The organism is Micromonospora sp. DT178 (assembly GCF_049841695.1).
In the GTDB taxonomy this organism is placed as follows: Bacteria; Actinomycetota; Actinomycetes; order Mycobacteriales; family Micromonosporaceae; genus Micromonospora.
Genome location: NZ_JBNCKV010000032.1, coordinates 1 through 26,229, shown reverse-complemented (window position 1 = coordinate 26,229; position 26,229 = coordinate 1). Strand labels below are relative to the sequence as shown.

The 26,229-nt window shown below is 73.1% G+C and carries 26 protein-coding genes; 13 read left to right on the top strand and 13 right to left on the bottom strand.

Features of this window, described 5'->3' with window-relative positions:
• Positions 1-91 precede the first annotated feature (91 nt).
• The 7 genes from ACLQ22_RS31660 to ACLQ22_RS31630 form a co-directional block, all read right to left on the bottom strand.
• Positions 92-1,156, bottom strand: coding sequence for an ABC transporter permease (locus ACLQ22_RS31660; protein WP_425695542.1), 1,065 nt, complete (start codon positions 1,154-1,156; stop codon positions 92-94).
• Positions 1,153-2,046, bottom strand: a complete 894-nt coding sequence (locus tag ACLQ22_RS31655; RefSeq protein WP_425695541.1) for an ABC transporter ATP-binding protein — start codon at positions 2,044-2,046, stop codon at positions 1,153-1,155. Before ACLQ22_RS31655 ends, ACLQ22_RS31660 begins: the two co-directional genes overlap by 4 nt.
• Before the next feature lie 81 nt (positions 2,047-2,127).
• The gene (locus tag ACLQ22_RS31650) at positions 2,128-2,820 is read right to left on the bottom strand and encodes a response regulator transcription factor (protein ID WP_366640270.1); all 693 of its coding nucleotides are present in this window, start codon (positions 2,818-2,820) and stop codon (positions 2,128-2,130) included.
• Between the two features lie 23 nt (positions 2,821-2,843).
• Entirely contained in the window at positions 2,844-4,130 is a 1,287-nt protein-coding gene (locus ACLQ22_RS31645; RefSeq protein ID WP_425695540.1) for a sensor histidine kinase, read from the bottom strand.
• A 160-nt stretch (positions 4,131-4,290) separates the two neighbouring features.
• Complete coding sequence (locus ACLQ22_RS31640) at positions 4,291-5,238, bottom strand: permease prefix domain 1-containing protein (protein ID WP_425695539.1); 948 nt, start codon at positions 5,236-5,238, stop codon at positions 4,291-4,293.
• Entirely contained in the window at positions 5,235-5,576 is a 342-nt protein-coding gene (locus ACLQ22_RS31635) for a PadR family transcriptional regulator (RefSeq protein ID WP_089001033.1), read from the bottom strand. The genes ACLQ22_RS31640 and ACLQ22_RS31635 overlap by 4 nt, the downstream gene beginning before the upstream one ends.
• A 131-nt stretch (positions 5,577-5,707) precedes the next feature.
• Positions 5,708-6,319, bottom strand: a complete 612-nt coding sequence (locus ACLQ22_RS31630; protein WP_425695538.1) for a hypothetical protein — start codon at positions 6,317-6,319, stop codon at positions 5,708-5,710.
• A gap of 194 nt (positions 6,320-6,513) precedes the next feature.
• Between ACLQ22_RS31630 and ACLQ22_RS31625 the strand changes: the two genes are divergently transcribed.
• Positions 6,514-7,950, top strand: a complete 1,437-nt coding sequence (locus ACLQ22_RS31625; RefSeq protein ID WP_425695537.1) for a protein kinase domain-containing protein — start codon at positions 6,514-6,516, stop codon at positions 7,948-7,950.
• On the opposite strand, the gene ACLQ22_RS31620 is transcribed toward ACLQ22_RS31625, so the two are convergent.
• From ACLQ22_RS31620 to ACLQ22_RS31610, 3 genes are all read right to left on the bottom strand, one after another.
• Entirely contained in the window at positions 7,947-8,843 is an 897-nt protein-coding gene (locus ACLQ22_RS31620; protein WP_425695536.1) for an NmrA/HSCARG family protein, read from the bottom strand. The genes ACLQ22_RS31625 and ACLQ22_RS31620 overlap by 4 nt on opposite strands.
• Positions 8,844-8,946: 103 nt before the next feature.
• Positions 8,947-9,633: a hypothetical protein gene (locus ACLQ22_RS31615; protein ID WP_425695535.1), complete on the bottom strand. Its 687-nt coding sequence runs from the start codon at positions 9,631-9,633 to the stop codon at positions 8,947-8,949.
• A gap of 29 nt (positions 9,634-9,662) precedes the next feature.
• Complete coding sequence (locus ACLQ22_RS31610) at positions 9,663-10,226, bottom strand: RNA polymerase sigma factor (RefSeq protein ID WP_425695534.1); 564 nt, start codon at positions 10,224-10,226, stop codon at positions 9,663-9,665.
• A gap of 270 nt (positions 10,227-10,496) precedes the next feature.
• Between ACLQ22_RS31610 and dnaE the strand changes: the two genes are divergently transcribed.
• A complete protein-coding gene (gene dnaE / locus ACLQ22_RS31605) occupies positions 10,497-14,027 on the top strand; it encodes a DNA polymerase III subunit alpha (RefSeq protein ID WP_425695533.1) in 3,531 nt (1,176 codons plus the stop codon).
• A gap of 22 nt (positions 14,028-14,049) precedes the next feature.
• Here the strand turns inward: dnaE and ACLQ22_RS31600 are convergent, their stop codons facing one another.
• Complete coding sequence (locus ACLQ22_RS31600; protein ID WP_425695532.1) at positions 14,050-14,475, bottom strand: hypothetical protein; 426 nt, start codon at positions 14,473-14,475, stop codon at positions 14,050-14,052.
• Positions 14,476-14,625: 150 nt separating this feature from the next.
• Here ACLQ22_RS31600 and ACLQ22_RS31595 point away from each other — a divergent pair, with 150 nt between their 5' ends.
• The 5 genes from ACLQ22_RS31595 to ACLQ22_RS31575 all read left to right on the top strand — a co-directional run bounded on the left by ACLQ22_RS31595 (position 14,626) and on the right by ACLQ22_RS31575 (position 19,067).
• Positions 14,626-15,261 carry a DUF998 domain-containing protein gene (locus tag ACLQ22_RS31595; RefSeq protein WP_425695531.1) on the top strand — a complete coding sequence of 212 codons (636 nt, stop codon included), beginning with the start codon at positions 14,626-14,628 and terminating at the stop codon, positions 15,259-15,261.
• Between the two features lie 42 nt (positions 15,262-15,303).
• On the top strand, positions 15,304-15,675 hold the full coding sequence (locus ACLQ22_RS31590; protein ID WP_425695530.1) for a YciI family protein: 372 nt from the start codon (positions 15,304-15,306) through the stop codon (positions 15,673-15,675).
• Between the two features lie 59 nt (positions 15,676-15,734).
• A complete protein-coding gene (locus tag ACLQ22_RS31585) occupies positions 15,735-16,976 on the top strand; it encodes an RNA polymerase sigma factor (protein WP_425695529.1) in 1,242 nt (413 codons plus the stop codon).
• A 65-nt stretch (positions 16,977-17,041) separates the two neighbouring features.
• Positions 17,042-17,953 (top strand): hypothetical protein, encoded by a 912-nt coding sequence (locus ACLQ22_RS31580; RefSeq protein ID WP_425695528.1) that lies wholly within the window; start codon positions 17,042-17,044, stop codon positions 17,951-17,953.
• Positions 17,954-18,029: 76 nt separating this feature from the next.
• A complete protein-coding gene (locus ACLQ22_RS31575) occupies positions 18,030-19,067 on the top strand; it encodes an aminotransferase class V-fold PLP-dependent enzyme (RefSeq protein WP_425695527.1) in 1,038 nt (345 codons plus the stop codon).
• Positions 19,068-19,109: 42 nt separating this feature from the next.
• Here the strand turns inward: ACLQ22_RS31575 and ACLQ22_RS31570 are convergent, their stop codons facing one another.
• Complete coding sequence (locus ACLQ22_RS31570; protein WP_425695526.1) at positions 19,110-19,970, bottom strand: SPFH domain-containing protein; 861 nt, start codon at positions 19,968-19,970, stop codon at positions 19,110-19,112.
• A 309-nt stretch (positions 19,971-20,279) separates the two neighbouring features.
• Between ACLQ22_RS31570 and ACLQ22_RS31565 the strand changes: the two genes are divergently transcribed.
• The 6 genes from ACLQ22_RS31565 to ACLQ22_RS31540 all read left to right on the top strand — a co-directional run bounded on the left by ACLQ22_RS31565 (position 20,280) and on the right by ACLQ22_RS31540 (position 25,632).
• Positions 20,280-21,041, top strand: a complete 762-nt coding sequence (locus ACLQ22_RS31565) for an ABC transporter ATP-binding protein (RefSeq protein WP_425695525.1) — start codon at positions 20,280-20,282, stop codon at positions 21,039-21,041.
• A complete protein-coding gene (locus tag ACLQ22_RS31560; RefSeq protein ID WP_425695524.1) occupies positions 21,028-21,720 on the top strand; it encodes an ABC transporter ATP-binding protein in 693 nt (230 codons plus the stop codon). The genes ACLQ22_RS31565 and ACLQ22_RS31560 overlap by 14 nt, the downstream gene beginning before the upstream one ends.
• A 40-nt stretch (positions 21,721-21,760) precedes the next feature.
• Complete coding sequence (locus ACLQ22_RS31555) at positions 21,761-23,020, top strand: ABC transporter substrate-binding protein (RefSeq protein ID WP_425695523.1); 1,260 nt, start codon at positions 21,761-21,763, stop codon at positions 23,018-23,020.
• On the top strand, positions 23,017-23,898 hold the full coding sequence (locus ACLQ22_RS31550; RefSeq protein ID WP_425695522.1) for a branched-chain amino acid ABC transporter permease: 882 nt from the start codon (positions 23,017-23,019) through the stop codon (positions 23,896-23,898). Before ACLQ22_RS31555 ends, ACLQ22_RS31550 begins: the two co-directional genes overlap by 4 nt.
• Positions 23,895-24,911, top strand: a complete 1,017-nt coding sequence (locus ACLQ22_RS31545; RefSeq protein ID WP_121395353.1) for a branched-chain amino acid ABC transporter permease — start codon at positions 23,895-23,897, stop codon at positions 24,909-24,911. The genes ACLQ22_RS31550 and ACLQ22_RS31545 overlap by 4 nt, the downstream gene beginning before the upstream one ends.
• Before the next feature lie 76 nt (positions 24,912-24,987).
• On the top strand, positions 24,988-25,632 hold the full coding sequence (locus ACLQ22_RS31540) for a transcriptional regulator (protein WP_425695521.1): 645 nt from the start codon (positions 24,988-24,990) through the stop codon (positions 25,630-25,632).
• Here ACLQ22_RS31540 and ACLQ22_RS31535 read toward each other — a convergent pair.
• Positions 25,601-25,831 carry a DsbA family oxidoreductase gene (locus ACLQ22_RS31535; RefSeq protein WP_425695543.1) on the bottom strand — a complete coding sequence of 77 codons (231 nt, stop codon included), beginning with the start codon at positions 25,829-25,831 and terminating at the stop codon, positions 25,601-25,603. The two genes, ACLQ22_RS31540 and ACLQ22_RS31535, sit on opposite strands and share 32 nt — an antisense overlap.
• Between the last annotated feature and the right edge of the window lie 398 nt (positions 25,832-26,229).

Below are 26,229 nucleotides of genomic sequence, written 5' to 3'. Positions count from 1 at the left end.
CGCCGCCGCCGGGCGCGGGGGCAGCCGCCGTCGCCCTGCCGGGGGTGCCCCCGGGGGCGCGGGGGGGCGGGGGCCCCGCCGGCGCCGGCGCTCAGCCCAGCGTCTTCTCCCGCGACCGCCACGCCGTCCGCACCGAGGTGCGGCCGTTGGTGCGCAGCAGCGAGCCCTCGTACACCCGGGCCCCGGCGGCCACGAACGCGGCGGCCGCGACCAGCAGCAGGGCCAGGGACACCAGCGGCTCCCAGCCGGCCGCGTCCCCGGTGAACAGCCGCAACGGCATCGCCGTCGGCGCGGAGAACGGCAGATAGGACAGCAGCCGCATGGCCGTCGCGTTGTCGTTCAGGAAGATCACCGCGAAGAACGGCAGCATCACCGCGAGCTGCACCGGCGTCGACACGCCCGCGATGTCCTCCTGGCGGTTCACCAGTGCGCCGGCCGCCGCCCACATGGCCGCGACCAGCACGAAGCCGAGCAGGAAGAACGGCAGGAACCAACCGATCGCCGGGGCCAGCAGGGAGAGCAGCCCGCCGCTGTCGCCGAACTGCACCCCGACCAGGGCGACCAGGGCGACCAGCGCGATCTGCCCGAGGGCCAGCACCGTGCCGGCGATCATCTTGCCGGCCAGCAACGCCCGTACCGGCACCGCGGCCACCAGGATCTCCACGATCCTCGTCTGCTTCTCCTCGACGATGCTCTGCGCGATCTGCACGCCGAAGGTCTGCGAGGTGACGAAGAAGATGAACGCGAAGGCGAACGGCACCAGGAAGGCCACCACCGGGTCCACCGCGTCGGGGTCCAGCAGCCGGACCGCGGGCTGCGTGCTCAGCGCCGCCACCACGTCGTCGGGGGCCTCGTCCATGGCGAGCACCGCCGGTCCGGAGACCACCGCGGCGTCGACGTCGCCGTCGCGTACGGCCCGCTCGGCGGCGCGGTCGTCGGCGACCGTACGCACCTGGAGCCCGGCCTCGCGCAGCGGGCCGGCCGCCGCCGCGGTCACCGCCACGCTCGACGGGCCGCCGGAGAGCAGCGGCGGCAGGATGGTCGCGGCGGCGGCGATCAGCAGGAAGAACAGGGTGCTGAACAGGAAGGTGCGGTCGCGCAGCTTGACCCGGATCTCCCGGGCGGCGACCAGCCGGGTGGCCTGCGTGGTGTTCACTGGGCGACCTCTCGGAAGATCTCGGTGAGGGAGGGGCTGACCGGGCGGAACGCGCGGACGGGGCCGCGCGCCAGCGCCGCGTGCAGCACCGGCTGCTCGTCCGTGCCGGGCGCGAGGTCGAACACGGCGTGCGCGCCGTCCAGGTCGACGAGGGTCACCCCCGGCTGGTCCCGCAGCCAGCCGGCGTCGGTCTCCACCACCAGCTCGTACCGGGGCACGGTGTACGTCGCGCGCAGCTCCTCCCGGCTGCCGGCGGCCCGGATCACGCCGCCCCCGATGATCACCAGGTCGTCGCAGAGCCGCTCGACGACGTCCAGCTGGTGGCTGGAGAAGAGCACCGGCGCGCCCGCGGCGGCCCGCTCCCGCAGGACCGCCACGACCGTGTCCACGGCCAACGGGTCGAGCCCGGAGAAGGGCTCGTCGAGCACCAGCACCTCGGGGTCGTGCACCAGGGCGGCGGCGATCTGCGCGCGCTGCTGGTTGCCCAGCGACAGCGTCTCCAGCAGGTCGTCGCCGCGCTCGGCGAGCCCGACCCGCTCCAGCAGCGCGTCCGTGTTGCGGCGCGCGGCGGCGGCGCTCATCCCGTGCAACCGACCCAGGTAGGCCACCTGGTCCCGGACGCTCATCTTCGGGTAGAGGCCGCGTTCCTCCGGCATGTAGCCGAAGCGCCGGCGGGCCTGCCGGCTCAGCGGCGCTCCCCGCCAGGTGATCTCGCCGGCGTCCGGGGCGAGCACCCCGAGGATGATCCGCATGGTGGTGGTCTTGCCGGCGCCGTTGCCGCCCACGAAGCCGGTCATCCGGCCGGCGACCACGTCGAAGGACACGTTCTGGAGCACCCGCCGGTCGCCGAAGCTGCGGTCGACGCCGTCGAGGCGGAGCACATTGGTCACGGCGTCCACGCTAGATCGTCGGCCGCCGCCCGCCGTCCGTCCCGAGATCGAGCAGGACGTCCCCCTCGTGGCGGAGCCGGGTCAGCCGCCGGGGCGCACCACCCCGTGCTCGTACGCGAAGACCACCGCCTGCACCCGGTCGCGCAGGCCCAGCTTGGCGAGCACCCGGCTGACGTGCGTCTTCACCGTCGCCTCGCCCAGGTGCAGCTCGGCGGCGATCTCGGCGTTGCTGGCGCCGCCGGCGACCAGGACCAGGACCTCCCGCTCGCGGGGGGTGAGATCCCGCAGCGCCGCCTCGGGAGCCGTCCTCGGGCCGCCCGGCGTGACGGGCTCGCCGGGGCGGGCGAAGGTGGCGATCACCCGCCGGGTGAGTTCCGGGGCGAGCAGACCGTCGCCCCGGGCGAGCACCCGGATCGCCTCGATCAGGGCCTCCGGGGTGCCGTTCTTGAGCAGGAAGCCGCTGGCCCCGGCGCGCAGCGCGGCGAACAGGTAGTCGTCCCGGTCGAACGTGGTGAGGATCAGCACGGCCGGTCCGCCCGGCCCGTCCTCCTCGGCGGTGATCCGCCGGGTGGCCTCCAGCCCGTCGACCCCGGGCATCTCCACGTCCATCAGCACGACGTCCGGACGCAGCGCCCGGGTCATGCTGGCGGCGCGCTCCCCGTCGGCGGCCTCCCCGACGACCTCGATGTCGTCCTCCACCTCCAGGATGACCCGGAAGCCGGTGCGGACCAGGTGCTGGTCGTCGGCGAGCAGCACCCGGACCGGACGGTCGATCCCGGGCACCTCGTCCCCGGCGCTCACGCGGGCCGCCCCACCGGCAGCGGCAGCGGGAACCGGGCCCGTACCCGCCAGCCGCCGCCGGCGCGCGGGCCGACCTCCAGCGCGCCGCCGTGGGTGGCGACCCGCTCGCGCATCCCGACCAGGCCGAGCCCGTCGGCGTTCGGCGGGCGGGTGGCCCGTCCGTCATCGGTCACGTCGACCTCCACCTCGTGTGCCAGGTAGCGGATCCGCACGTCGAGCGCGGTCGCGCCCTCGGCGTGCTTGAGCGCGTTCGTCACGGCCTCCTGGGCCACCCGGTACGCGGCCTGCGAGACCGACTCCGGCAGCGGCGTCGGGTCCCCGTACACCCCCATGGTGGCCCGCAGCCCGGCCTCGCGGGCACGCTCGACCACGGCCGTGATCCGGTCTATCCCGGCGGGCCCCGGCTGGTCGGGGCGGTCCGGGCCGCCGTCGCGGGCGCGGAGCAGGCCAAGCATCCGGCGCAGCTCGTCGACGGCCGTGCGGGCGGTCTCCTCGATCGCGCTCAGCGCCGCGCGGGCCTTGACCGGGTCCTTGTCGAACACCCGGCGGGCGGCGGCCGCCTGCACCCCCATCACCGACACGTGGTGGGCGACCACGTCGTGCAGCTCGCGGGCGATGCGGACCCGCTCGCCCACCACCGCGTGCTCGCGGATCTCGGCCTGCGAACGGCGCAGCTCCTCGGCCCGCGCCTGCACCTCGTGCTGACGCCGGGCGGCCAGCCACGCGGTCTCCCCGAAGAAGTACGCGAACCCGAAGTAGAGGCCGTTGACCAGCACCCCGTTCACCATCGCCGCGAGCACCGGCGGCACGGGCCCGACCGCGCGGGCGAACGCGTCGGCGGGGATGTTGGTGTAGGTGGTCGCGTAGTAGATCCCGAGCCACAGGAACATGGTGGCGATGACGCCGATCCGCAGCCGCCGGGACAGCCGCCGGTCCCGGCCCCACGCGCCCAGCGTGTAGAGGGCGGCGAACAGCGCCCACGAGGCGAGCTGCGTCTCCGGGGCGGAGCGGGCCTGCGCGGCGACGAACGCGACCGAGACCACCAGCGTGACGGCGGCGGGGAACCGGCGTCGCCAGATCAGCGGCAGGGTCACCGCGACGGTCCAGAAGATCTGCTCCGGGCCGGACGGCGGCGGGCCGAGCAGGAACGCGCCGGCGCTGCGGGCCAGGGTCAGGCTGAACAGCGCCAGAACGGTGGCGGCCAACCCGATGTAGACGTCCAGCCGGCGCTGCTCCGGGGTGGGCCCCGGGCGCCGCCAGCCCTGGTCGGTGTCGCTGTTCATCCAGGTCAGGATCTCATCCCGCCGGCCGCCGCCGGTCCGGCACCCGGCCGGCTTCCTCGCCGCGGCCGCCACCGGCGCGCCGCGCCCCGTCGGGTGGCCGGCGCCGGCACGCGCCACGGCCCGGCACGTGGGGGCGCGCCGGGCCGTGGCCGTGGTGGGATCAGGTGCGGTTGCGGTACGTCTTGACGGCGCTGTCGAGGATGTCCCAGAGCGTCACCAGCACCGTGCCGGCGATCACGGCGGTCGCGACCAGGTTCAGGTTGTCGCCCTCGCCGAGCCACTCGAAGCGGGCCACGAACTCGGGGTTGAGCAGCCGGTCGGTCGACATCAGCCAGATCACCGGCACCGCGAACGCCAGGCCGAGCACCGCGTTGACCGCGACCAGCGGCCAGGTCCAGCGTCCCGTCCGGTACTTGGCGATCTCCAGGCCGATGGTGGCCACCAGCACCGCGATCAGGAACGGCAGCCAGAAGCTCCACAGCGCCGGGTCGAGGATCGGCAGGTTCTCACCGTCGGTGGGAACGAACGAGCGGAAGTGCTGCATCGGCAGGTAGATGATGATCAGTGCCAGGAAGGTGACCGAGGCGGCGATGTCGGTCAGGGTGATCTGCCGGCCGGTCGTGTCCTCCGGGAGCTGGTCGACGTTCCACTCGGGCAGGTGCAGGGGGGTCTTGGTGCGCTCCAGCACCGCGAAGACCACGGTCACCCAGAAGGCGATCTGGACCGCCACCTGGATGGCGGCGGAGATGCCGGCGCCGATCCCCTCACCCGCGTCGCCGCCGTCGGCGACCTTCAGCAGGCCGACCAGCACGCCCGCCATCGCCGGGATGAAGCTGAGCAGCAGCTTCATCAGCCGCGACCAGGCCAGGTAGTAGGCCGGGCCGATCAGCTGCAACCGGCGGTCGGCGTAGCGGGCGGCGAGCTTGTCCGGGTCGCCCAGCTCCGTGAGCACCTCCCGCTCGGCGGCGGCGGCGTCCTGCCCGCCGGCCGTGCGGCCCTCGACCATGTCCTCGATCGAGGCGCGCAGCTCGGTGGCGATCTCCTCGCGGCGCGCGACCGGCACCGAGCGCAGGGTCGCGGCGAGGTATCGGTCGGTCAGGGTGTTCATCGGTCGGCTCCTTCGATCAGCCCGGTCAGGGAGGTCTGCACTGTGGCGAGGTCGGTGAGGAGCCGGCCCAGCACCGACTCGCCCTCCTCGCTGGTCCGGTAGAACTTGCGTGGCCGGCTCTCCTCGGTGTTCCACTCGCTGGTCAGCAGCCCCTGCTCCTCCAGCCGCCGCAGCAGCGGGTAGAGCGTGTTGGCGTCGACCGGAAAGCCGTGGTCGGAGAGGCGTTGCAGCAACGCGTAGCCGTAGTCGGGACGGCGCAGCGCGACGAGGCTCGCCACCACCACGGTGCCCCGACGCAACTCCTGGAGGTGCGTTCGCAGGATCTCATCGCTCACCATGTGTCACACCATACTGTGTGGCACACACTATCGTCCAGCGATACATCATCGCGTCCGCCAACATCAGTGTGTCCGGGCGAAACGGACGGCGGCGGACCCCGGAGGGATCCGCCGCCGCGTGCGTCGGCCGCTCAGCAGGACCGGCCCTCCCGGAAGCCGCGCTCGACGACGGACGCCGGTCCGACCTGGAGGTAGCCGACCCCCGGGCGGATCGGGTGACCGGTGAACAGCTCCACCCGGGAGCCGACGCGCACCAGGTACGCCGAGGCGTCGCCCGCGTCGTTGCGGATCATCGAGCCCCGCGGGCCGTAGATCTCCTCCAGGGCGGCGAAGGACATGCCCACCGCCGCGCCGGCGGGGGTGCGCGGCGGGGCGGTGGCGGTGCCCACCCCCACCAGCCGCCCGTCGAGGAAGGTCAGCAGGATCTTCCCCGCCCAGGCCCCGGTGACGCCGGTGTGGACCGTGCCGTCGCAGTCGGGAGCCACCCAGTCGATGAGGCCGGCCGCCGACAGGCGTGCCAGGTCGGCCCCGATCCGGAACGGCCCGGCGCCCCGGACGCTGATGACCTCGACCTCGTCCCGCCCGGCGGCGGCAGGGCCGGGGTCGACGCCGGGGCGGTCGGTGGGGTGCCCGACGGCGGCGGCCGGCCGGGGCGCGGCGGCGGCCGGGGCCGCCAGGGCGATCGGCACGAGCCCGGCCGTGGCCAGCAGGGCGGTGACGAGGGTGTACGAGAGACGGTGCACGGGGATCTCCTCCTCGGTGGTGCGGATGTCCTTGTCCTCTTGGTCTCCCCGCCGACCGGATCGGTTCGTCGGGTTTCCGACCGACGCGCTGCGGGCCGGCCCGGGCGCGCCGCCGAGGGCTGCCGTCGCACCGACGCGCCGTCTACTGTCGAGGCGGAACGGCGGCCGGCGGTGCCGGTGTCGGGGGTGGTGCGGTGACCAGTCCGGAGCGGATCGGGCCCTATCGGATCGAGCGGCTGCTGGGCACGGGGTCGTTCGCGACGGTCTGGCTCGGCCACGACCCGGTGCTCGACTCCCGGGTGGCGATCAAGGTGCTGGCCGAGAACTGGCACCACGACCTGCGGGTACGCGAGCGGTTCCTCGACGAGGCCCGCCTGCTGCGCCGGCTCGACGACGAGCGGCTGATCCGCGTCCACGCCGCCGGCGAGCTGGCCGACGGTCGGCCGTACTCGGTCATGGCCTGGGCCGACGGCGGCAGCCTGCACGACCGGCTGGCGGCCGGCCCGATGCCCCCGACCGCCGCCCTGGCCCTGCTGACCGAGATCGCCGCCGGGGTCGCCGTCCTGCACCGCCACGGCGTGGTGCACCGCGACCTGACCCCGGGCAACGTCCTGTTCCGCTCCGGCGCGGACGGCGAGCGGGTGCTGATCGCCGATCTCGGGCTGGCCAAGGCCCTCGCCGCCGCCTCCGGTCTCACCGCCCGGGCCGGCACCCCCGGCTACATGGCCCCCGAGCAGGACGACCCGCTCGCCGTCGTCGACACCCGCGCCGACGTGTACGGCCTGGGCCGGCTCGGGCTGCGGCTGCTCGGCGCGGACGCGGAGCGCGTGGCGGGTGACCAGCCGCACCCGGGCGGGGCGGTCCGGCTGCGGCAGGGCGTGCCGCCGCAGGTGGCGGCCGTGCTGCGCCGGGCCACCGCACCCCGGCCGGTGGACCGGTACCCGGACGCCACCGCCTTCCGCGCCGCCCTGCGGAGCGCCGCCACCGCGCCTACCCGCGCGGGTCCCGTCCCGTCCGGCCGGGCCGCCGCCCCACCGCCGCGCTCGTTCGCGGGCGGACCGGCGCGCGCGGGGGACCGGCGGCCGGGCCGACGGCGGTTCGGGGCCGTGGCTCTGGGCGTCGCGGCGGTGTTCGCGGTCGGGACCACGGCGGGCGACGCCGCGACCGCCGGGTGGGACGCCGGGACCGGGACGAGCGGGCCGCTGACGGTCCGGCTGCCGCCCGGATGGCAGGCCACCGGCACCGGCTGGGCCGGCCGGTACGGCCCCGACGGCCGGCTCGAACCGGCCCTGGTGATGTCGCCCGACCCGCACCGGTGGGCCGCCGACCCCACCGTGCCGGGTGCCTTCGTCGGACTGTCGGCCAGCATCGCCGCGCGCACCAGCCCGGCGGGATTCGTTGCCGAGCGTGTCCATACGGCGTGTGCCGCCCTGCCGGTACGCCGCATCCGGCAGGCGGGCGTGGACTGGGTGGTGGCGCGGTTCACCTGCGACCGGGGCCGTCCCGAGGTCGTCGAGGCCGCCGGGCTCGCGCCTGGCCGCGCCGGCCTGGTCTACGTGCAGATCACGCCCCCGGCCGGCAGTCGGGCCGACTTCGTCGACACGCTGCTCGCCGGCGTGACGGTGAGCTAGCCCTTCTGGGGCCCGCCCCGTGCCGTGGGCTTCCCGGCCCGGTCACCCTGCGGTGCGGACGCCGCCGCCTGGCCGAGGCGGCCCCGCAGAAACTCCTCGAACGTCAGCAACCAGGGGAACCGGTCCCGCAGGCCGGCGATGTCGGCCTGGTATCCGCTCTCGGCGAACCACCCGTACATGCGGTGCTCGATGGGTTGCGGTTCCAGGCGGGTGGGGGTGCCGGTGAGCGCCTCGTAGATCTCGGCGACTCGCGTGAGGGTCAGCTCGTCCCCGGCGATCTCGATCTGGGTGCCGAGGAAGTCGGAGGGGTGGGTGAAGGCGTGCGCGGCGACGCGGCCGACGTCGTCGGAGGCGATCAGCTGGAGCGGCCGGTCGGGAAGGACCTGCAGCCTCAGGACCCGTTCTCCCTGGGCGTCGGCGTAGTGGAGGAGATTGTTCATGAAGAACGCCGGCCGCAGGATGGTCGCGGGCAGGTCCAGAGCCTGGATGTGCCGCTCGATCTCGGCCTTGGTCTCGAAGTGGTCGATGCCGGTCCGACGCTCCGCGCCGCCCACCGAGCTGTAGACCAGGTGCGCGACGCCGGTCTCCCTGGCCGCATCGGCGACGGTCTTGCCCTGCCTGATCTCGGCCGCGAGGGCGTCGGGACTGAGTGCGAGGGCCTGGACGCTGAAGACACCGTGCACACCGCGCATCGCCGCGCGGAGCGAGGTGGCATCGTCCATGTCCCCCTCGACGAGGGTGGCGCCCTGCTCCTCGAGGAGGCGCGCGGCCGGCTTGGCCCGATCGCGGACGAGTGCCCGCACCTGCCAGCCGTACTCGAGCAACCGGTGGGCCGTGGCGCCGCCCTGGTTGCCTGTCGCGCCGGTCACGAGAATCGTCTTCCGCTCTGTCATGACGGTCCAGCCTAGGGAAAGGGCTGGTCAGCCCGACCTCAAGGGGGACACCCATCGGCGAAGGCGCATGCCTGGCCGTCGCGCCGCCGCCCGCGCGTCGGTGCTAGCGCACGACCACGGTGACCGTGTGCGTCGTACCGCCCTGCGGGATCAGCACGTCCACCGTGCCGGGGCGGACGAACCGGATGTCGACCACCCCCGCCTCGTAGCTGCGGGAGACCAGGTCCTCCCGGTCCACGGTCACCTCGCCCGGCCCGATGCCGATGATCCGCAGTACCCCGCCGGTGGCGAAGCAGAGCGAGGGGAGCAGCGCCAGTTCGGTCTCGGCCAGCACCACGTCGTGACGCACCGCCCCGAAGCAGGTGCCGGGCGGCCCGCTCGGCGACTGCGTCGCGCCCGGCGTACGCCCGGCGGCGGTCGTCGGGGGCGCGGCCGGCGGGGGCCGCCTGGCCGGGGGGACGGCGGCCGGCGGGCCCGGCGGACGACCCGGCGTGCTCGGCGACGGCGGGAAGGCCGACGACGGCAAGGCCGACGACGGTAGGGCCGACGGGGAGGGCGAGGCCGGGCCGGGGGAGCGGGAGGCCGGCGCCTGCACGGGCAGCGGCGAGACGGGCGCGTCCCCGCCGCCGCACCCCGCGACCGGCACGGCCACGGCCACGGCGACCATCGCGATCCTGGCGAGCCGCGGCGCGGCGAACCGTGAGCCGCCGGAGCCGCCGGAGCCGCGCGACGCGCCCCGGCGGACGTCGTCCCCGCCGGCGCACTCCGGCGGCCCGCCCGCCCCGGTCACCGTCGCCCTCCGCCGGCGGCCCGGCGCGCTCACCGCCGCCCCTCGCCGGCGGCGGGCTCCCCGGACAGCCGGTGCCGCAACTGCCGGCGGGCCTCGTGGATGCGCGACTTGACGGTGCCCTCGGGCAGGCCGAGCAGGCCGGCGATCTCCCGGTAGCCCAGCCCGAGGACGTCGCGCAGGATCACCGCCTCGGCGAGTTCGGGGCGCAGCGCGTCGAGCGCGTCGAGCAGGTCCAGCCGGGTGCCGGCGACCACGCTCGTCCGGCGCGGGTCCACCGGTTCCGGCAGCGGCACGCCGCCGGCCTCCACCCGCCAGCGCCGCCGCAGCACCCGGTACGTGGAGCGGGCCCGGTTGGCCGTCAGCCGGTACAGCCAGGTGTGGAACGACGACCGGCCCTCGAACCGGCCGATGCCCCGGGCCAGCGCGAGTAGCGCGTCCTGGCACGCCTCCTCGGCGTCCTCGCGGTGGGGCAGCAGGCGGGCGCAGAGACGCAGCACCTCGGGGCGGACCGCGACCAGCAGCGCGTCGAGCGCCGCGGGATCGCCGCGCGCCGCCGACTCGACCAGATCCTCGACACCGTCCGGGAGGGGCATCAGGTCGTCCAATGCTCGCCGGATACCGTCCGCCCAGGCTACGGCCGCCACCGCCGGACGGGGCGCCCCGAGTCCGGGAACCGACTGCCGGAAGCCGTCGCGGGCCCCCGGCGAGTGCCGGCGGCCGGCGCGTGGCGGGGCGGTCGGAGAGATCCCCGCCACCCGGCCCGTCCCTGTCCGCGCGGCGTCTGGAGCCGCGTTTCGCGGCGGCGATAGGGTAGGCCGTCCGAGCTCGACCATCCCATGATCCGACCCGGGGGGGCGCCACGCATGGGCGATTCGTTCGCGCATCTGCACGTGCACACGGAGTACTCGATGCTCGACGGGGCGGCCCGGCTGAAGGACCTCTTCGCCGAGGTCAAGCGGCAGGGCATGCCGGCGGTGGCGATGACCGACCACGGCAACATGCACGGCGCGAACGACTTCTACAAGCAGGCGATGGCCGCCGGCGTCACCCCGATCCTCGGCATCGAGGCGTACGTGGCGCCCGAGTCGCGGTTCCACAAGCAGCGGGTGCGCTGGGGCCGACCGGAGCAGAAGAGCGACGACGTCTCCGGCAGCGGCGGCTACACCCACATGACCATCTGGGCGAAGAACAAGACCGGCCTGCACAACCTCTTCAAGCTCACCAGCCGGTCGTACACCGAGGGGTTCTTCGTCAAGTGGCCGCGGATGGACGCGGAGCTGCTCGCCGCGAACTCCGACGGGTTGATGGCGACCACCGGCTGCCCCTCCGGCGAGGTGCAGACCCGGCTGCGCCTGGGCCAGTACGACGAGGCGCTCAAGGCCGCGGCGCGGTACCAGGAGATCTTCGGCAAGGAGAACTACTTCCTGGAGGTCATGGACCACGGCATCAGCATCGAGCGCCGGGTCCGGCAGGAGCTGCACGACATCTCCCGTAAGCTGGACATCCCGCCGGTGGTCACCAACGACTCGCACTACACGCACGAGTCCCAGGCCGAGGCGCACGACGTGCTGCTCTGCGTGCAGACGGCGGCGAACGTCGCCGACCCGAACCGGTTCCGGTTCGACGGCAGCGGCTACTACATCAAGTCCGCCGACGAGATGCGCGCCGTCGACAACTCCGACCTCTGGCTGGAGGGCTGCCGCAACACCCTGCTGGTGGCCGAGAAGGTCGACCCCACCGGGATGTTCGAGTTCCACAACCTGATGCCCCGCTTCCCCGTCCCGGAGGGGGAGACCGAGGAGTCCTGGTTCCGCAAGGAGACCTTCGCCGGGCTGGCCCGGCGCTACCCCGGCGGCATCCCCGAGGGGCACGTCCGGCAGGCCGAGTACGAGCTGGGCGTCATCACCCAGATGGGCTTCCCGTCGTACTTCCTCGTGGTCGCCGACTTCATCCAGTGGGCCAAGAACCAGGGCATCGCGGTGGGCCCCGGCCGGGGCTCGGCCGCCGGCTCGCTGGTGGCGTACGCGCTGGGCATCACCGACCTCGACCCGATCCAGCACGGGCTGATCTTCGAGCGCTTCCTCAACCCCGAGCGCGTCTCGATGCCGGATGTCGACATCGACTTCGACGAGCGTCGGCGCGGCGAGGTCATCAAGTACGTCACCGACAAGTGGGGCGAGGACAAGGTCGCCCAGATCGCCACCTTCGGCACCATCAAGGCGAAGGCCGCGATCAAGGACTCGGCCCGGGTGCTCGGCTACCCGTACGCGGTCGGCGACCGGATCACCAAGGCGATGCCGCCGGCCGTGATGGGCAAGGACATCCCCCTGGAGGGGATCTTCGACCCCAAGCACCCCCGCTACGCCGAGGCCGGCGAGCTCCGGGGCATGTACGAGGCCGAGTCGGACGTCAAGAAGGTCATCGACACCGCCCGGGGCATCGAGGGGCTGATCCGGCAGACTGGCGTGCACGCCGCCGGCGTCATCATGTCCGCCGAGCCGATCGTCGACCACATCCCCCTGATGCGCCGGGACTCCGACGGGGTCATCATCACCCAGTTCGACTACCCGACGTGCGAGTCGCTCGGGCTGTTGAAGATGGACTTCCTCGGCCTGCGCAACCTGACGATCATCGACGACGCGGTGAAGAACATCCAGCTCAACCACGGCAAGGAGCTGGACCTGCTGGCGTTGCCGCTGGACGACAAGCCCGCGTACGAGCTGCTGGCCCGGGGCGACACCCTGGGCGTGTTCCAGCTCGACGGCGGGCCGATGCGCTCCCTGCTGCGGATGATGAAGCCGGACAACTTCGAGGACATCTCCGCCGTCCTCGCGCTCTACCGCCCCGGTCCTATGGGCGTGGACTCGCACACCAACTACGCGCTGCGCAAGAACGGCCTCCAGGAGATCACCCCGATCCACCCGGAGCTGGAGGAGCCGCTGCGGGAGATCCTCGCCCCCACCTACGGCCTGATCGTCTACCAGGAGCAGGTGCAGCGCGCCGCGCAGATCCTCGCCGGCTACACCCTCGGCCAGGCCGACCTGCTCCGCCGGGCGATGGGCAAGAAGAAGAAGGAGATCCTCGACAAGGAGTTCATCCCCTTCCGGGACGGGTGCCGGGAGCGCGGCTACTCGGACGAGGCGATCCAGAAGGTCTGGGACGTGCTGGTCCCGTTCGCCGGCTATGCCTTCAACAAGGCGCACTCGGCGGCGTACGGGCTGGTGTCGTACTGGACCGCGTACCTGAAGGCGCACTACCCGGCCGAGTACATGGCGGCGCTGCTCACCTCCGTCGGCGACGACAAGGACAAGATGGCGCTCTACCTGTCGGAGTGCCGCCGGATGCGCATCCAGGTGCTGCCGCCGGACGTGAACACCTCCGCGGGGCCGTTCACCCCGGTCGGCAAGGAGATCCGCTTCGGCCTCGGCGCGGTGCGCAACGTCGGCGCCAACGTCGTCGCCGCGATCATGCGCTGCCGGGACGAGAAGGGCGAGTACGCCGACTTCTACGACTTCCTGTCGAAGGTCGACGCCGTGGTCTGCAACAAGAAGACCATCGAATCGCTGATCAAGGCCGGGGCGTTCGACTCGCTCGGGCACTCCCGCAAGGCGCTGCTCACGGTGCACGCCGAGGCGATCGACGCGTACGCCGACGTCAAGCGCAAGGAGGCCGTCGGCCAGTACGACCTCTTCGGCGCCGGCTTCGGCGACGCGGAGACCAACAGCACCACGGTGATGCCCGTGATCGGCGACGGGGAGTGGGACAAGCGCGACAAGCTCGCCTTCGAACGCGAGATGCTCGGCCTCTACGTCTCCGACCACCCGCTCTTCGGCCTGGAGCACGTGCTCGGCGCGGCGGCGGACTGCACCATCGCCGCCCTGTCGGAGGAGGGCACCGTCCCGGACGGGGCCGTGGTCACCCTCGCCGGCATCCTCTCCGGGGTGCAGCGGCGGGTCACCAAGCAGGGCCGGGCCTGGGCGTCGGCCACCCTGGAGGACCTCGCCGGCGGCGTGGAGGCCCTCTTCTTCCCCAACACCTACGAGGTGATCGGGCAGTACATCGCCGAGGACGCCATCGTGGTCGTCAAGGGCCGGGTGGACCGGCGCGACGACACCCCCCGGATCATGGCGATGGACATGTCCATGCCGGACGTCAGCAGCAACCCGGCGAACAAGCCGGTCACCCTGACCATCCCGGTGCACCGGTGCACCCCGCCGCTGGTGGAGCGACTCAAGGAGACCCTGGTGCTGCACCCGGGCGACACCGAGGTGCACGTCAAGCTGCTCAACGGCGGCCGGACCACCACCCTGCGGCTGGGGCCGTTCCGGGTGGCGGCGACCACCGCGCTGATGGGTGACCTGAAGAGCGTCCTCGGCCCAGCCAACGTCAGCTGACGCCGGCGGGGCCGGGCCGGGGTCACACCCGCGTCATGGTCGAGGGGTAGCCGCCCCCGCCGGGGTAGACCCACTCGCCGGTGACCGTGGTGTCGTCGGCGCTGAACGTGCCCTCGTAGTACGCCGGGCTGCCCTTCGCGCCGCCCCAGATCGTCAGTTTGTCGCCGGTCAGCTCGTAGACGTAGTCGAGGGTGTTGCCGGTCGAGTCGTAGAACCGCGACACCACGTCCGCGCCCGCCGGCTCGCCGAACGGGCGCAGGTTGCCGATCACCTCCAGGCCGCTGACGGGCTGGCCGAACTGGGTGAGCGCGACGCGCTGGAGCAGGAAGAACCGGCCCTCCATCCACTCGTACGTCACGGTCCCCTCGGCGCCGCCGGTGACCGTCCAGGTGCCGACCAGGCGGTCCAGGGCCGTCAGGTCGGCACTCGGCTGGTGGGTCTCAGACATCTCGTCCTCCTTGATGGGTTGTTGCCGGTACCTCGGAGGCGGCCGGCGGGTCTCGACACGCGCCTGATGTGACCCCGATCACTCTTTGGTCGTGTCGAGATCCCGGGGCCAGCCACGAGGTAGCGGCAGGAACCCACCAAGGAGGAACCCATGGCCACCCTCGCCGTCCCCACTGTCCGCCGCTCGCCCGACCACCTGTTGCTCGCCGGTGCCATCGCCGGACCGGTCTTCTTCGCCTCGGCCGTCGTCCAGATGTTGACCCGGGAGGGCTTCGACATCACCCGACACCCGATCAGCCAGTTCGCCACCGGCAACCTCGGCTGGATCCAGATCGCGACGTTCGTGCTCGCCGGCCTCGGCGGGCTGGCGCTGGCCGCCGGGATCCGGCGCACCCTCACCGCGGGGGTCGGCCGGCGGGCGCTGCCGATCCTCGTCGGGATCTTCGGCGCCGGGCTGGTCGCCGCCGGCCTGTTCACCATGGACCCGGAGTACGGCTTCCCGGTCGGCACCCCGGACGGGCCGGTCGCGCGGATGTCCTGGCACGGCGTCGCGCACTCGGCCTCGGCAGCCGTCGCCTTCACCGCGCTGGCCGTCGCCGCGATCGTGCTGGCGGTCCGGCACGTGCGCCGCCGGGCGGTGCTGCCGGCCGTGCTGAACGGCGTCGCCGCGCTCGTCCTGCTGCTGCCCATGTCGCCGGACCGGATGAGCATCCAGATCGCCGTGAACGGGCTCGTCGCCTTCACCTGGACGACCGTCCTCGCCCTGTCCCTGCGCCGCCCCGCCTGACCCCACGTACCGTCGGCCCAGGCCCGACCAGGAAGAGGAACCGTGAAGTACCTGCTGCTCAGCTACACGCCGGCCGCCGCCTGGGACGCCGCGACCGCCGACGTCCCGTCCGAGGAGGCGATGGCCGCGTTCGCCGCGTACCAGAGGTTCGAGCGGGAGCTGACCGAGACCGGCGAGTTCGTCGGCAGCGAAGGTCTCGGCCACCCCGTGGTCAGCGCCACCGTCCGCCCGACCCCGGCCGGCACGGTCGCCACCGACGGGCCGTTCGCCGAGCTGAAGGAGGTCCTGGCCAGCTTCGCCGTGATCGACGTGGCGAGTCGGGAACGGGCCGTCGAGATCGCCTCGCGGATCGTCGAGGTGCTGGGTGAGCCGATCGAGATCCGACCCATCATGGGCGAGGACTTCACGGCGTGACCCACCCGCGCGGGCCCGCGAGCGGAGGTCCTGGAGAGGGTACGAACGGGGGCGCCGGCGTGACCGCCGACGTCGAGCACCTGCTGCGCACCGAGGCGCCGCAGGTGCTCGGCGCGTTGGTGCGGCGCTTCGGTCACTTCGACGTCGCCGAGGACGCGGTGCAGGAGGCGCTGCTCACCGCGAGCCGGGCGTGGCCGGTCGACGGCGTGCCGGAGAACCCGCGTAGCTGGCTGATCCGGATCGGCTACCGGCGGATGGTCGACCTGCTCCGTTCCGAGGGGGCCCGGCGCCGGCGCGAGCAGGAGGCCGCGGCGGCCGAGCTGGCCATGCGCGAGCCGGCCCGCCGGGCCCACCCTCCGCCGGCGACCGACGACAGCCTCACCCTGCTGCTGCTCTGCTGCCATCCGGCGCTGAGCACCACCTCCCAGGTCGCGCTCACGCTGCGCGCGGTGGGGGGCCTGACGACCGCCGAGATCGCACACGCCCACGGGACGACCGAGGGCACCATGGGCACCCGGATCAGTCGCGCCAAACAGCAACTGGCCCGTGCCGGCGCCCGCTTCACCCCGCCGGCCGACGCCGACTGGCACGACCGGATGATCGCGGTGACGCGGGTTCTCTACCTGGTCTTCAACGAGGGCTACACGGCCTCCGCCGGTGCCGAACTCGCCCGCGTCGACCTGACCCGCGAGGCGATCCGGCTGACCCGGATGCTCCACGCCAGCCTGCCGGGCGACGCCGAGGTCACCGGGCTGCTCGCGCTGATGCTGCTCACCGAGTCTCGGCGGGCCGCCCGCACCGGCCGCGACGACGAGTTGGTGCCACTGGACGAGCAGGACCGGACCCGGTGGAACCCCGACCTCGTCCGCGAGGGCACCGCGATGATCGACAGCGTCTGGAGCCGGCGCGAGGTGGGCCCGTACCAGTTGCAGGCGGCGATCGCGGCCGTGCACGCCGGCGCCGGGTCGCCGGAGAACACCGACTGGCCGCAGATCGCGGCGCTCTACCTGTGGCTCGAACGACTGCACCCCACCGCGCCGGTACGGCTGAGTCGGGTGGTCGCGGTGGCGCGGGCGTACGGGCCCGCCCGGGGGTTGGCCCTGCTCGACGACCTCAACGGGCGCTTCCGGCTGGATCGGGAACCCCTGACCCGGCGACGGGAACGCGCGGTGCGGGCCCACCTGCTCGAGACGACCGGCGACGCGGCCGGCGCGGCCACCCTGTACCGCGAGGCCGCCGCCCTGACGGACAACCAGGTCGAGCGGCGGTACCTGCTCCACCGCGCCGACCGCCTCGACTGACCACCGCACCAGCATCCCCACGAGCGATCAAGCGGGGCCGCGGCGGATGCGGCATGATCGCGGGCATGACCGTGCCCGCCGGGGAGGCCGCCGCGAGCCCGCTGCGGGTCCGCGACCTGGTGCCGGACTTCCTGGCGTACGCGCGCCGCGCCGCGCACGTCCCCCGGCAGCGGTGGGCGGAGCTGTGGCGGACGCACTACCTGGCACCCCACCGCGACCTGTACGCGGCCCTGGACCGCCGGGGCGACTGGTCCGGGGTGAGCGATCTCGAAGGTGTCCTGGAACGGCTGCACGGGCGGGAGGCGGTGTTCGCCGCGCGCGCGGAGCGGCTGGCCGCGCTGCTGCCCGCCACCGTCGCCGGGGTGGGTCGGGCGATGGGCTGGCCGGGCGACGGGGAACCGCTCGACTGTGTCCTGCTGGTCGGGCTGGAACAGGCCAACGGCTGGGCCGACGAGTTCCGGGGCCGGCTCGCCCTGTTCCTCGCCGTCGAGCGGCTCGGCGAGCCGGAGCACGACGGGCTGCTGGTCCAGCACGAGGTGGCGCACGTGGTGCACGACCGGCTGGCCCACATCCGGGACTGGCCGGAGCACGGGGTCGCCAACGCGCTACTCGTGGAAGGGCTGGCCACCCGGGTGACGGCCGAGCTGGACCCGCGACGACCGGATGACGAGTACCTCTGGATGGGCGCCACGCACCGGCGGTGGCTCGCCGACTGCCGGCGTCGCTGGCCGGAGATCCTGGACCGGATCGCCGCCGACGTGGACGCCACCGACCTCGACCGGTACGCCGCCTGGTTCCTCATGCGCGACAGCGCCCACCGGGGCGACCTGCCGCGCCGCTGCGGCTACCTGGTCGGCCTGGAGGTGGTCCGACTCCTCGGCAAGCGCCATCCGCTGCACGAGATCGCCTCCTGGAGCCTCGACCGGGGACTCGACGAGGTGCGACGAGGTCTGCACGCCCTGCGGGCGGCGGCCTGAGCGCGCCCCACCCCCGGGGCCGCGAGCGCGGGATTGGCCATCCCGGTGCCCGGCGCGGGTGGCTAGCGTCGACGGGGTGGACATCACACAGGCGCAGAAGTTGTGGCAGCCGCAGCCGGGTTGGCTGAACACCGCCAGCTACGGGCTCCCGCCCGAGCCGACGTGGGACGCGGTGCAGGAGGCGTTGGCCGACTGGCGGGCCGGGCGCACGTCGTGGGAGGGCTGGGGCCGGGCCACCGAGCGGTCGCGTTCCGCCTTCGCCGGTCTGGTCGGGGTGCCGGTCGCCGACGTCGCGGTCGGCAGCACGGTCTCGCAGTTGCTGGCCCCGGTCGCCGCCGCCCTGCCCGCCGGCGCGACCGTCGTGGTGCCGGAGGTCGAGTTCACCTCCAACCTCTTCCCGTGGCTGGTGCAGGCCGAGCGGGGCGTGCGGGTGCGCACCGTGCCGCTGGCCGGGCTCGTCGACGCGATCGACGCCGACACCGACCTGGTCGCGTTCAGTCTGGTGCAGTCGGCCGACGGCGCGGTCGCCCCGTACGCCGAGGTGGTCGCGGCGGCCCGGGCGCACGGCGCGTTCGTCGCGGTCGACGCCACGCAGGCGTGCGGCTGGCTGCCCTTCGACGGGAGCCTCGCCGACGTGGTGGCGGTCGGGGCGTACAAGTGGCTGATGGCCCCGCGCGGCTCCGCGTTCGCCTACCTGGCGCCCGCGCTGCGGGAGCGGCTGCGCCCCGACGCCGCCGGCTGGTACGCGGGGGACGACCCGCACGCCTCCTACTACGGCCTGCCGCTGCGCCTGGCCGCCGACGCCCGCCGCTTCGACATCTCGCCGGCCTGGTTCAGCTGGGTCGGCACGGCCCCCGCACTGGAACTGCTCGCCGAGATCGGCGTGCCGGCCGTGCACGCGCACGACGTCGCCCTGGCCAACCGGTTCCTCGCCGGGCTGGGCCGGCCGCCGGGGGAGAGCGCGATCGTCGCGGTGGAGGTGCCCGGCGCGGCGGAGCGCCTGGAGCGGGCCGGCGTCCGGGCGGCGGTCCGGGCCGGCCGGGTGCGGGCGTCCTTCCACATCTACTCCACCGAGGACGACGTCGACCTCGCCCTGGACGCGCTCACCGGCTGACGCCGGGGCGCGGTCGGGGGCGGGGTCGACGCCGGCCGGCCGTCACTTGGCGCCGGTGATGATCCCGGGGTTGATGCAGAGGCCGGGGTTGCTGCCGTTGCGTTCGGCGATCTCCAGGCACCGCGACACCTTGTCGACCTTCGCGTTGGTCTCGGTGATCTGCTTCTGGATGGCGGCGTTCTTGCGGTCCTGCTCCAGGTTGCGGGTCTGGGCGAGCTTGTCCTGGAAGGCCTTGATGTTGCCCTCGGTCTTGTCGTCGTGGTTGACCCGGGTGATCGTGACCGACAGGATGTCGACGTCGCTGGCGAGCCGCGACTCCGCGCTGGTCTTGATGCTCTCGGCGAAGGGCTTCAGGTCCACGTTCAGGCTGCCGGTGTTCGAGTCGATCTTCTCCAGCGGGTTGTACGTGGCGAAGGCGTCGTTGACGGCGCTGTCGAGCTGCACGCCCACCCGCTGACCCCGGAAGCTGTCGAAGTCGCCCTTGTAGTCCATGAACTGCTTCGGCGCGTTCTCCGGCTTGACCTGCCACTCGACGAGCACCTCGACGCAGGCGTCGGCGAGCGTGCCGGTGCGGACCCGGACGCAGTGGTCGCCGCCGATGTGGTCGTACTTCTGCCGGCCCGCGTCCCACTCGCCCACCTTCTGCCAGGGGGCGACCCACTTCAGGCCGGAGCCGGTGACCTTGCCCGTCGGCTTGCCGAAGCTGGTGACGATGCCGACCGAGCGGATCGGCACGGAGTGGGCGCTGGAGCCGACGGTGAACACGACCGTCCCGACGAGGCAGGCGAGCGCCGCCAGGGTGGCGGTCCGCTTGGTCGACCTGTTCGGAGCGGCGAGGGCGAGCAGGCCGGAGATCGCCAGGCCGACGGCGAAGATGATCGCAACAGTGAAGCCGAAGGGCATTCGCTCGGCACCTTTCGGGGGAGGGGGCCATCACCCTAGGGGCATCCGTCAAGGCGGAGCGCAGGTGGGGCGCGGCGTGGCGCGCCCACATGGGCGTGGTACGGAACGACCCGGCAACCACCATTGTCGATGCCGGCGGGCGAGGTGGCCGGGCGACGGGGTGGAGTTCCCGCACGGTCCGGCGTCCCGGAATGTGGCTGCCATCGACATAGTTCGAGATCCCGGCGCCGCCGTAGGTTTCCAGCACACGACGGCCATGTGACCCCGGTCACCGATCAGGCCGTCGCCGGACCTACGAAGGAGTAGGCGATGGCCGGGCAAGCGCTCCTGTCGGCCCGCGGGCTGACCCGTGACTTCCGGGGTTTCCGGGCGGTCGACGGGGTCGACCTCGACATCGCGGCGGACAGCGTCCACGCGCTCGTCGGCCCCAACGGCGCCGGGAAGACCACCCTGTTCAACCTGCTCACCGGCTTCCTGCGGCCCAGCGGTGGGCGCATCGAGCTGGACGGCCGCGACGTGACCGGGCTGCCCCCGGAGCGGGTCGCCCGGCTCGGCGTGGCCCGGTCGTTCCAGATCACCAGCCTCTTCCCGCAGCTCTCCGCGCGGGAGCACGTCGAGTTGGCGTTGCAGAGCCCGAGCGGGCTGGGCTGGCGGTTCTGGCGCTCGGCGAAGCTGATGCGCCGCTACACCGACCGGGCCGGCGAACTGCTCGACATGGTCGGGCTGGCCGAGCTGGCCGAGGCCCCCGCCGAGGCGCTGGCGTACGGGCGCAAGCGGGCGCTGGAGCTGGCCATCGCCCTCGCCCTGGACCCGAAGGTGCTGCTGCTCGACGAGCCGACCGCCGGGATGGGCCTGGAGGACGTCGACCGCACCGTCGAGCTGGTCGCGCGGGTCCGGCGGGGCCGGACGGTGGTGCTGGTCGAGCACAACATGAGCGTCGTCGGGCGGCTCGCCGACACCGTCACCGTCCTGCAGGCCGGCAAGGTCCTCGTCGAGGGCCCGTACGAGCAGGTGCGCGCCGACGAGCGCGTGATCACCGCCTACCTGGGAGCCGCTGATGCTGCGCATTGAGAACCTGTCCGCCTGGTACGGCGAGGCGCAGGTGCTGCGGGAGGTCAGCCTGGACGTCGCCGCCGGCGAGGTGGTCACCCTCGTCGGGCGCAACGGCGCCGGCAAGTCCACCCTGCTGCGCTGCGTGATGGGTCTGCACGCCGGCCAGCGCGGCAGGATCGAGCTGGACGGGCGGGACGTCGGGAAGCTGGCCGCGTACCGGCGGGCGCGGCTGGGGCTCGGCTGGGTCCCCGACGACCGGGGCAGCTACGCCACGCTGAGCGTGACGGAGAACCTCACCCTGCCGCCGACCGTCGGGCCCGACCCGTGGCCGCTGGAGCGCGTGTACGAGGCGTTCCCCGCCCTGCACCAGCGGCGGGACTCGGCCGCCACCATGCTCTCCGGCGGCGAGCAGCAGATGCTCGCGCTGGCCCGGGTGCTGCGGATGGGCGCCCGGCTGCTGCTCTGCGACGAACCGACCGAGGGACTCTCGCCGCTGCTCGTGCAGCAGGTCGGCGACCTCCTGCGCGAGGCCAAGCGGCACGGGGTGACCGTGCTGCTGGTCGAACAGAACCTGCACTTCGCCACCGGCGTCGCCGACCGGCACTACCTGCTGGCCGAGGGACGCGTCGTGGAGGCGATGGACAACTCCGAGGTGCGCTCCCGGGAGCGGGAGCTGCTGTCGTACCTCGGCATCTGAATTCCGATTCGACGACCCGCGCGGCGCGCGGGGTGGAGGGATGGGCATGCGTAGGACGGTGGGTGTGGCCGCCGCTTCGGCGGCGGCGATGGTGCTGGTCGCGGGCTGCGGCGGCGGTGGTCCGCAGTCGGGCGGGGACCAGAAGCTGACCGGCGGCAAGATCGTGCTGGGCGTGCTGAACGACCAGTCCGGTGCGTACTCCGAGCTGTCCGGCAGGAACTCGGTCAAGGCCGTCGAGATGGCCATCGCCGACTTCAAGGCGAAGCACGGCGACAAGGCGGTGACGAAGGACATCACCGTGGAGACCGCCGACCACCAGAACAAGCCCGACATCGCCAACACCAAGGCCCAGGAGATGTACGACCGCCAGGGCGTCGACCTGATCCTCGACGTGCCCACCTCGTCGGCGGCGCTGCGGGTGGCCGACGTGGCGAAGGAGAAGAAGAAGCTCTACTTCAACATCGGCGCCGCGACCACCGATCTGACCGGCAAGAGCTGCAACAGGTACACGTTCCACTACGCGTACGACACGTACATGCTGGCCAACGGAACGGGCAAGGTCACCACCGAGCAGGTCGGCAAGAACTGGTACATCCTCTACCCGAACTACGCCTTCGGCCAGGACATGGAGAAGAGCTTCTCCACCGCCATCACCGCCGCCGGCGGGCAGGTCGTCGGCAAGGACGGGGCGCCGTTCCCGAACACCAGCGGCGACTTCTCCACCTTCCTGCTCAAGGCGCCGACGCTCAACCCGAAGCCGCAGGTGCTCGGCACCATGCAGGCCGGCGCCGAGCTGGTCAACGTGGTCAAGCAGTACAACGAGTTCAAGCTGCGGGAAAAGGGCGTCGGGCTGGCGGTCGGCCTGATGTTCATCACCGACATCCACTCGCTGACCCCGGCCGCGCTCGCCGGCACCACGTACACCGACGCCTGGTACTGGAACTTCGACGCGAAGAACCGGGAGTTCGCCGACCGGTTCCAAAAGGAGACCGGCACCCGACCGTCCTTCGCGCACGCGGCCAACTACTCCGCCGCCACCCAGTACCTGGAGGCCGCGCAGGCCGCCGGCACCGACGACGCCGACACCATCGTCGACGCGCTGGAGGGCAAGACCGTCGAGGACGTCTTCCTGCGCAACGGCAAGATCCGCGCCGAGGACCACCGGGTCGTGCACGACGCGTACCTGGCCCAGGTGAAGCCGCAGTCCGAGGTCACCGAGCCGTGGGACTACGTCAAGGTGCTCAAGACCATCCCGGCGGCCGAGGCGTTCGCCGCCCCGTCCTCGGAATGCAAGCTGTGACGGGCTTCCTGCAGAACACGTTCAACGGGCTGGTGAGCGGGGCGTTCTACGCCCTGCTCGCCCTCGGGCTCGCGGTCATCTTCGGCATGCTGCGGGTGGTCAACTTCGCCCACGGCGCGTTCTACATGCTGGGCGCCTTCGGCGCGTACGTGCTGCTCTCCGAGGCGGGCGTGCCGTTCTGGGCGGCGTTGGTGATCATGCCGGTGGGGCTGGCCCTGGTGGGCATGGCACTGGAGCGGGCCTTCATCCACCGGCTCACCCGGCTCGACCCGCTCTACAACTTCCTGCTCACCTTCGGCCTGACGCTCATCCTCCAGGACCTGGTGAAGCTCCGCTACGGCGTGCAGTCCAGCCCATACGAGACCCCGTCCGCGCTCAGCGGGTCGGTCGACTTCGGGCTCTTCGACTTCCCCACCTACCGGGTCTTCATCCTCGGCTTCGCGGTCGCCGTCTGCGTCGGCGTCTGGTGGGTGCTCACCCGCACCCGGATCGGCATGGTGGTCCGGGCGTCGACCGAGCGGCCCGAGCTGACCCGGGCGTTCGGCATCGACGTCGGACGCTGGGTCACCCCGGTCTTCGGCTTCGGCATCGGCCTCGCCGGGCTCGCCGGGGTGCTGGCCGCGCCGATGCGGGCCGTGAACCCGCTGATGGGCGCCGACCTGATCATCGTGGTCTTCGCGGTGGTGGTGATCGGCGGGCTGGGCTCGATCTTCGGCTCCGTCGCCGCCGGCTTCGGCATCGGCCTCGTGCAGGCGTGGGGCGAGGCGTACCTGTCCGACTTCCCGATCGTGTCGCAGACGATCGTCTTCATCGTGATGGCCGTCGTGCTGCTCTGGCGCCCGGCCGGGCTGTTCGGCCGTGAGGAGGCACCGGCATGACGAGCACCGTCGACACCGAGACCGACGCCGGTCGCCCGGCGCCGAGGTCCGGGCTGGTTGCCGTGACCCGGGCCCCCGGCTGGGTCCGGTACGCGCTGCTCGCCGTCGGGCTGCTGGTGGCGTTCTGGCTGCCCAACGGGCTCTACCCGGCGGTGGCGGTGGACATCCTCTGCTGGGCGCTGTTCGCCGTCGCCGTGGACCTGCTGCTCGGCTTCACCGGGCTGATGTCCTTCGGGCACGCGGCGTTCTGGGGCGCCTCCGCGTACGTCACCGGGTTGACGGCCATCCACCTCGGCCTGCCGTTCCCGGCGGCGGTGCTGGCCGGGGCGCTCGCGGCGGCCGTGCTCGCGGTGCCGATCGGCTACCTGGCCGTAAAGCGGACGGGCATCTACTTCGCCATGGTCACCCTGGCGTTCGCGCAGATGGTCTACTACGTCGCCAACGAGTGGCGCTCGGTCACCCGCGGCGAGAACGGCCTGCAGGGCGTGCCCCGCGAGCTGTTCGGGCTGGACCTGACCGACGACTACTACTTCTACTACGCGATCCTGCCGATCGTGCTGCTCGGGCTGGCCGCCGCCTGGCGGATCGTGCACTCGCCCTTCGGGCGGGTGCTCGTCGGCATCCGCGACAACCCGGCCCGCGCCCGCGCGCTCGGCTACCCGGTGCACCGCTACAAGCTGACCGCGTTCGTGCTGTCGGGCTTCATCGCCGGGCTCGGCGGCGGGCTGTTCGCCGTCGGCCACCGCTTCGTCTCCCTCGACGTGCTGCACTGGACCACCTCCGGCAAGGCGGTCATCGTCGTGGTGCTCGGCGGCATCGGCACGCTCTGGGGCGGGGTGCTCGGCGCGGGCATCCTGGTCCGCCTGGAGGACTGGCTGTCGTTCTCCGGCTTCGAGGCGATCGGCCTGGTCACCGGCGGGATCTTCGTCCTCGTCGTGCTGGTGTTCCGGCGCGGCATCTGGGGCAGCGCCGCGGCCCTGGCGACGCGCTGGGCGGCGTCCCGCCGCCGGTAGTCGCACCCGGGCGCATCCATCCGCGCCCCTCCCGACGAACCCCCGGGTAGTGAACGTCTACCCGGGGGTACGTCTGGTGCTGACAGATCCCATGCCGGTCGGGGCCGTCGAGACCGCGCGCAAGCAGCTCTCGCTGGCCGCCGAGGACCTCGACGCCAACCGGGTCGCCGCGCTCGTCGTCGAGGTGGCCGACGAGTGGGGCGCGGCGGCGCTGTGGGAACAGGTCTGCGTGCCGATGCTGGCCGCGCTGCCCGGGCACACCGCCATCGAGGTCGCCGTCGAGCACGCCCTCGCCGAGGGCCTCCGCGTCGGCCTGGACGTGTTCCGGCGCGTACCGGGCCGTCCGCTGCCCACCGGCGGCGTGCTGCTGGCCGGGGCCGAGCAGGAGACGCACTGCCTCGGCCTGCACGCGCTGGCCGCCGCGCTGCGCGAGCGGTCCCGGGGCAGCCTGCTGCTCGGGCCGGCGCTGCCGTGGACGGCGCTGGCCAGTGCCGCCCGTCGCGTCCGTCCGCGCACCGTCGTGGTCTGGGCGCAGACGCCGGTCACCGGGCGCGCGTACCGCCTGGTGCGCTTCGCCCGCGACTTCCCGGCGATCCGGGTGTACGGCGCCGGCCCGGGCTGGATCGAGCCGCTCGGCGCGCCGGCGACCCGGCTGGCCACGCTGCCCGCCGCCGTCGCCGCCTGCGGTCCTATTCCACGGGTACGGCCGGACGGCCGCTGAGCAGGCGGCGGAGCCGTTCGGGGGCCTGGACCCCGGAGATCGGGGGCCGACCGTCGATCACCAGCGAGGGGACGCCGGTGACGCCGCACTCCACGGCGCGGCGCTCGTCGGCCCGGACCCGGTCCGCGTAGGCGTCACCGGCCAGCAGGGTGCGGACGTCGGCGACGTCCAGCCCGGCCTCGACTCCCCACCGTTCCAGGGTGTCCGGGGCGGCGATGTCCAGTCCCTCGGTGTGATAGGCGCACGATGTTGTAGACGCGGGTTCCGTCGGTGCTGACGTGGAACCGGGCCGACCGGTAGCCGGGATGGAAGCGGACCCACCGCTCCTGGACGTCCGCGAAGGCGGCCACTAGTTCCCGCTGCGTGTCGGGCCCGTCAACGGTGTAGTCGATGATCGAGTAGAAGCTGGTGTCAGCGCTCATGCGTGCTCCCGTTTCGGACTTGTCAGAGGCCGTGGATCCCGACTGGGATCCTCGAACCTCATCCGAACTTGAAGTCAAGCCCTTCGCGCAACGGCGACCGGTGGATGTGCCGCCGGCCGGCACCGAGTCAACGGTGCCGGCCGGCGATCCCCCTTGTGGTGGAAAGTCTGTGTCA

Bases quoted from the DNA above. Each gene is read 5' to 3' on its own strand.
- ACLQ22_RS31645 (WP_425695540.1), bottom strand. From the start codon at position 4,130: ATGAACAGCGACACCGACCAGGGCTGGCGGCGCCCGGGGCCCACCCCG.
- ACLQ22_RS31640 (WP_425695539.1), bottom strand. From the start codon at position 5,238: ATGAACACCCTGACCGACCGATACCTCGCCGCGACCCTGCGCTCGGTG.
- ACLQ22_RS31635 (WP_089001033.1), bottom strand. From the start codon at position 5,576: ATGGTGAGCGATGAGATCCTGCGAACGCACCTCCAGGAGTTGCGTCGG.
- ACLQ22_RS31620 (WP_425695536.1), bottom strand. From the start codon at position 8,843: ATGACAGAGCGGAAGACGATTCTCGTGACCGGCGCGACAGGCAACCAG.
- ACLQ22_RS31610 (WP_425695534.1), bottom strand. From the start codon at position 10,226: ATGCCCCTCCCGGACGGTGTCGAGGATCTGGTCGAGTCGGCGGCGCGC.
- dnaE (WP_425695533.1), top strand. From the start codon at position 10,497: ATGGGCGATTCGTTCGCGCATCTGCACGTGCACACGGAGTACTCGATG.
- ACLQ22_RS31600 (WP_425695532.1), bottom strand. From the start codon at position 14,475: ATGTCTGAGACCCACCAGCCGAGTGCCGACCTGACGGCCCTGGACCGC.
- ACLQ22_RS31595 (WP_425695531.1), top strand. From the start codon at position 14,626: ATGGCCACCCTCGCCGTCCCCACTGTCCGCCGCTCGCCCGACCACCTG.
- ACLQ22_RS31580 (WP_425695528.1), top strand. From the start codon at position 17,042: ATGACCGTGCCCGCCGGGGAGGCCGCCGCGAGCCCGCTGCGGGTCCGC.
- ACLQ22_RS31570 (WP_425695526.1), bottom strand. From the start codon at position 19,970: ATGCCCTTCGGCTTCACTGTTGCGATCATCTTCGCCGTCGGCCTGGCG.
- ACLQ22_RS31565 (WP_425695525.1), top strand. From the start codon at position 20,280: ATGGCCGGGCAAGCGCTCCTGTCGGCCCGCGGGCTGACCCGTGACTTC.
- ACLQ22_RS31560 (WP_425695524.1), top strand. From the start codon at position 21,028: ATGCTGCGCATTGAGAACCTGTCCGCCTGGTACGGCGAGGCGCAGGTG.
- ACLQ22_RS31555 (WP_425695523.1), top strand. From the start codon at position 21,761: ATGGGCATGCGTAGGACGGTGGGTGTGGCCGCCGCTTCGGCGGCGGCG.
- ACLQ22_RS31545 (WP_121395353.1), top strand. From the start codon at position 23,895: ATGACGAGCACCGTCGACACCGAGACCGACGCCGGTCGCCCGGCGCCG.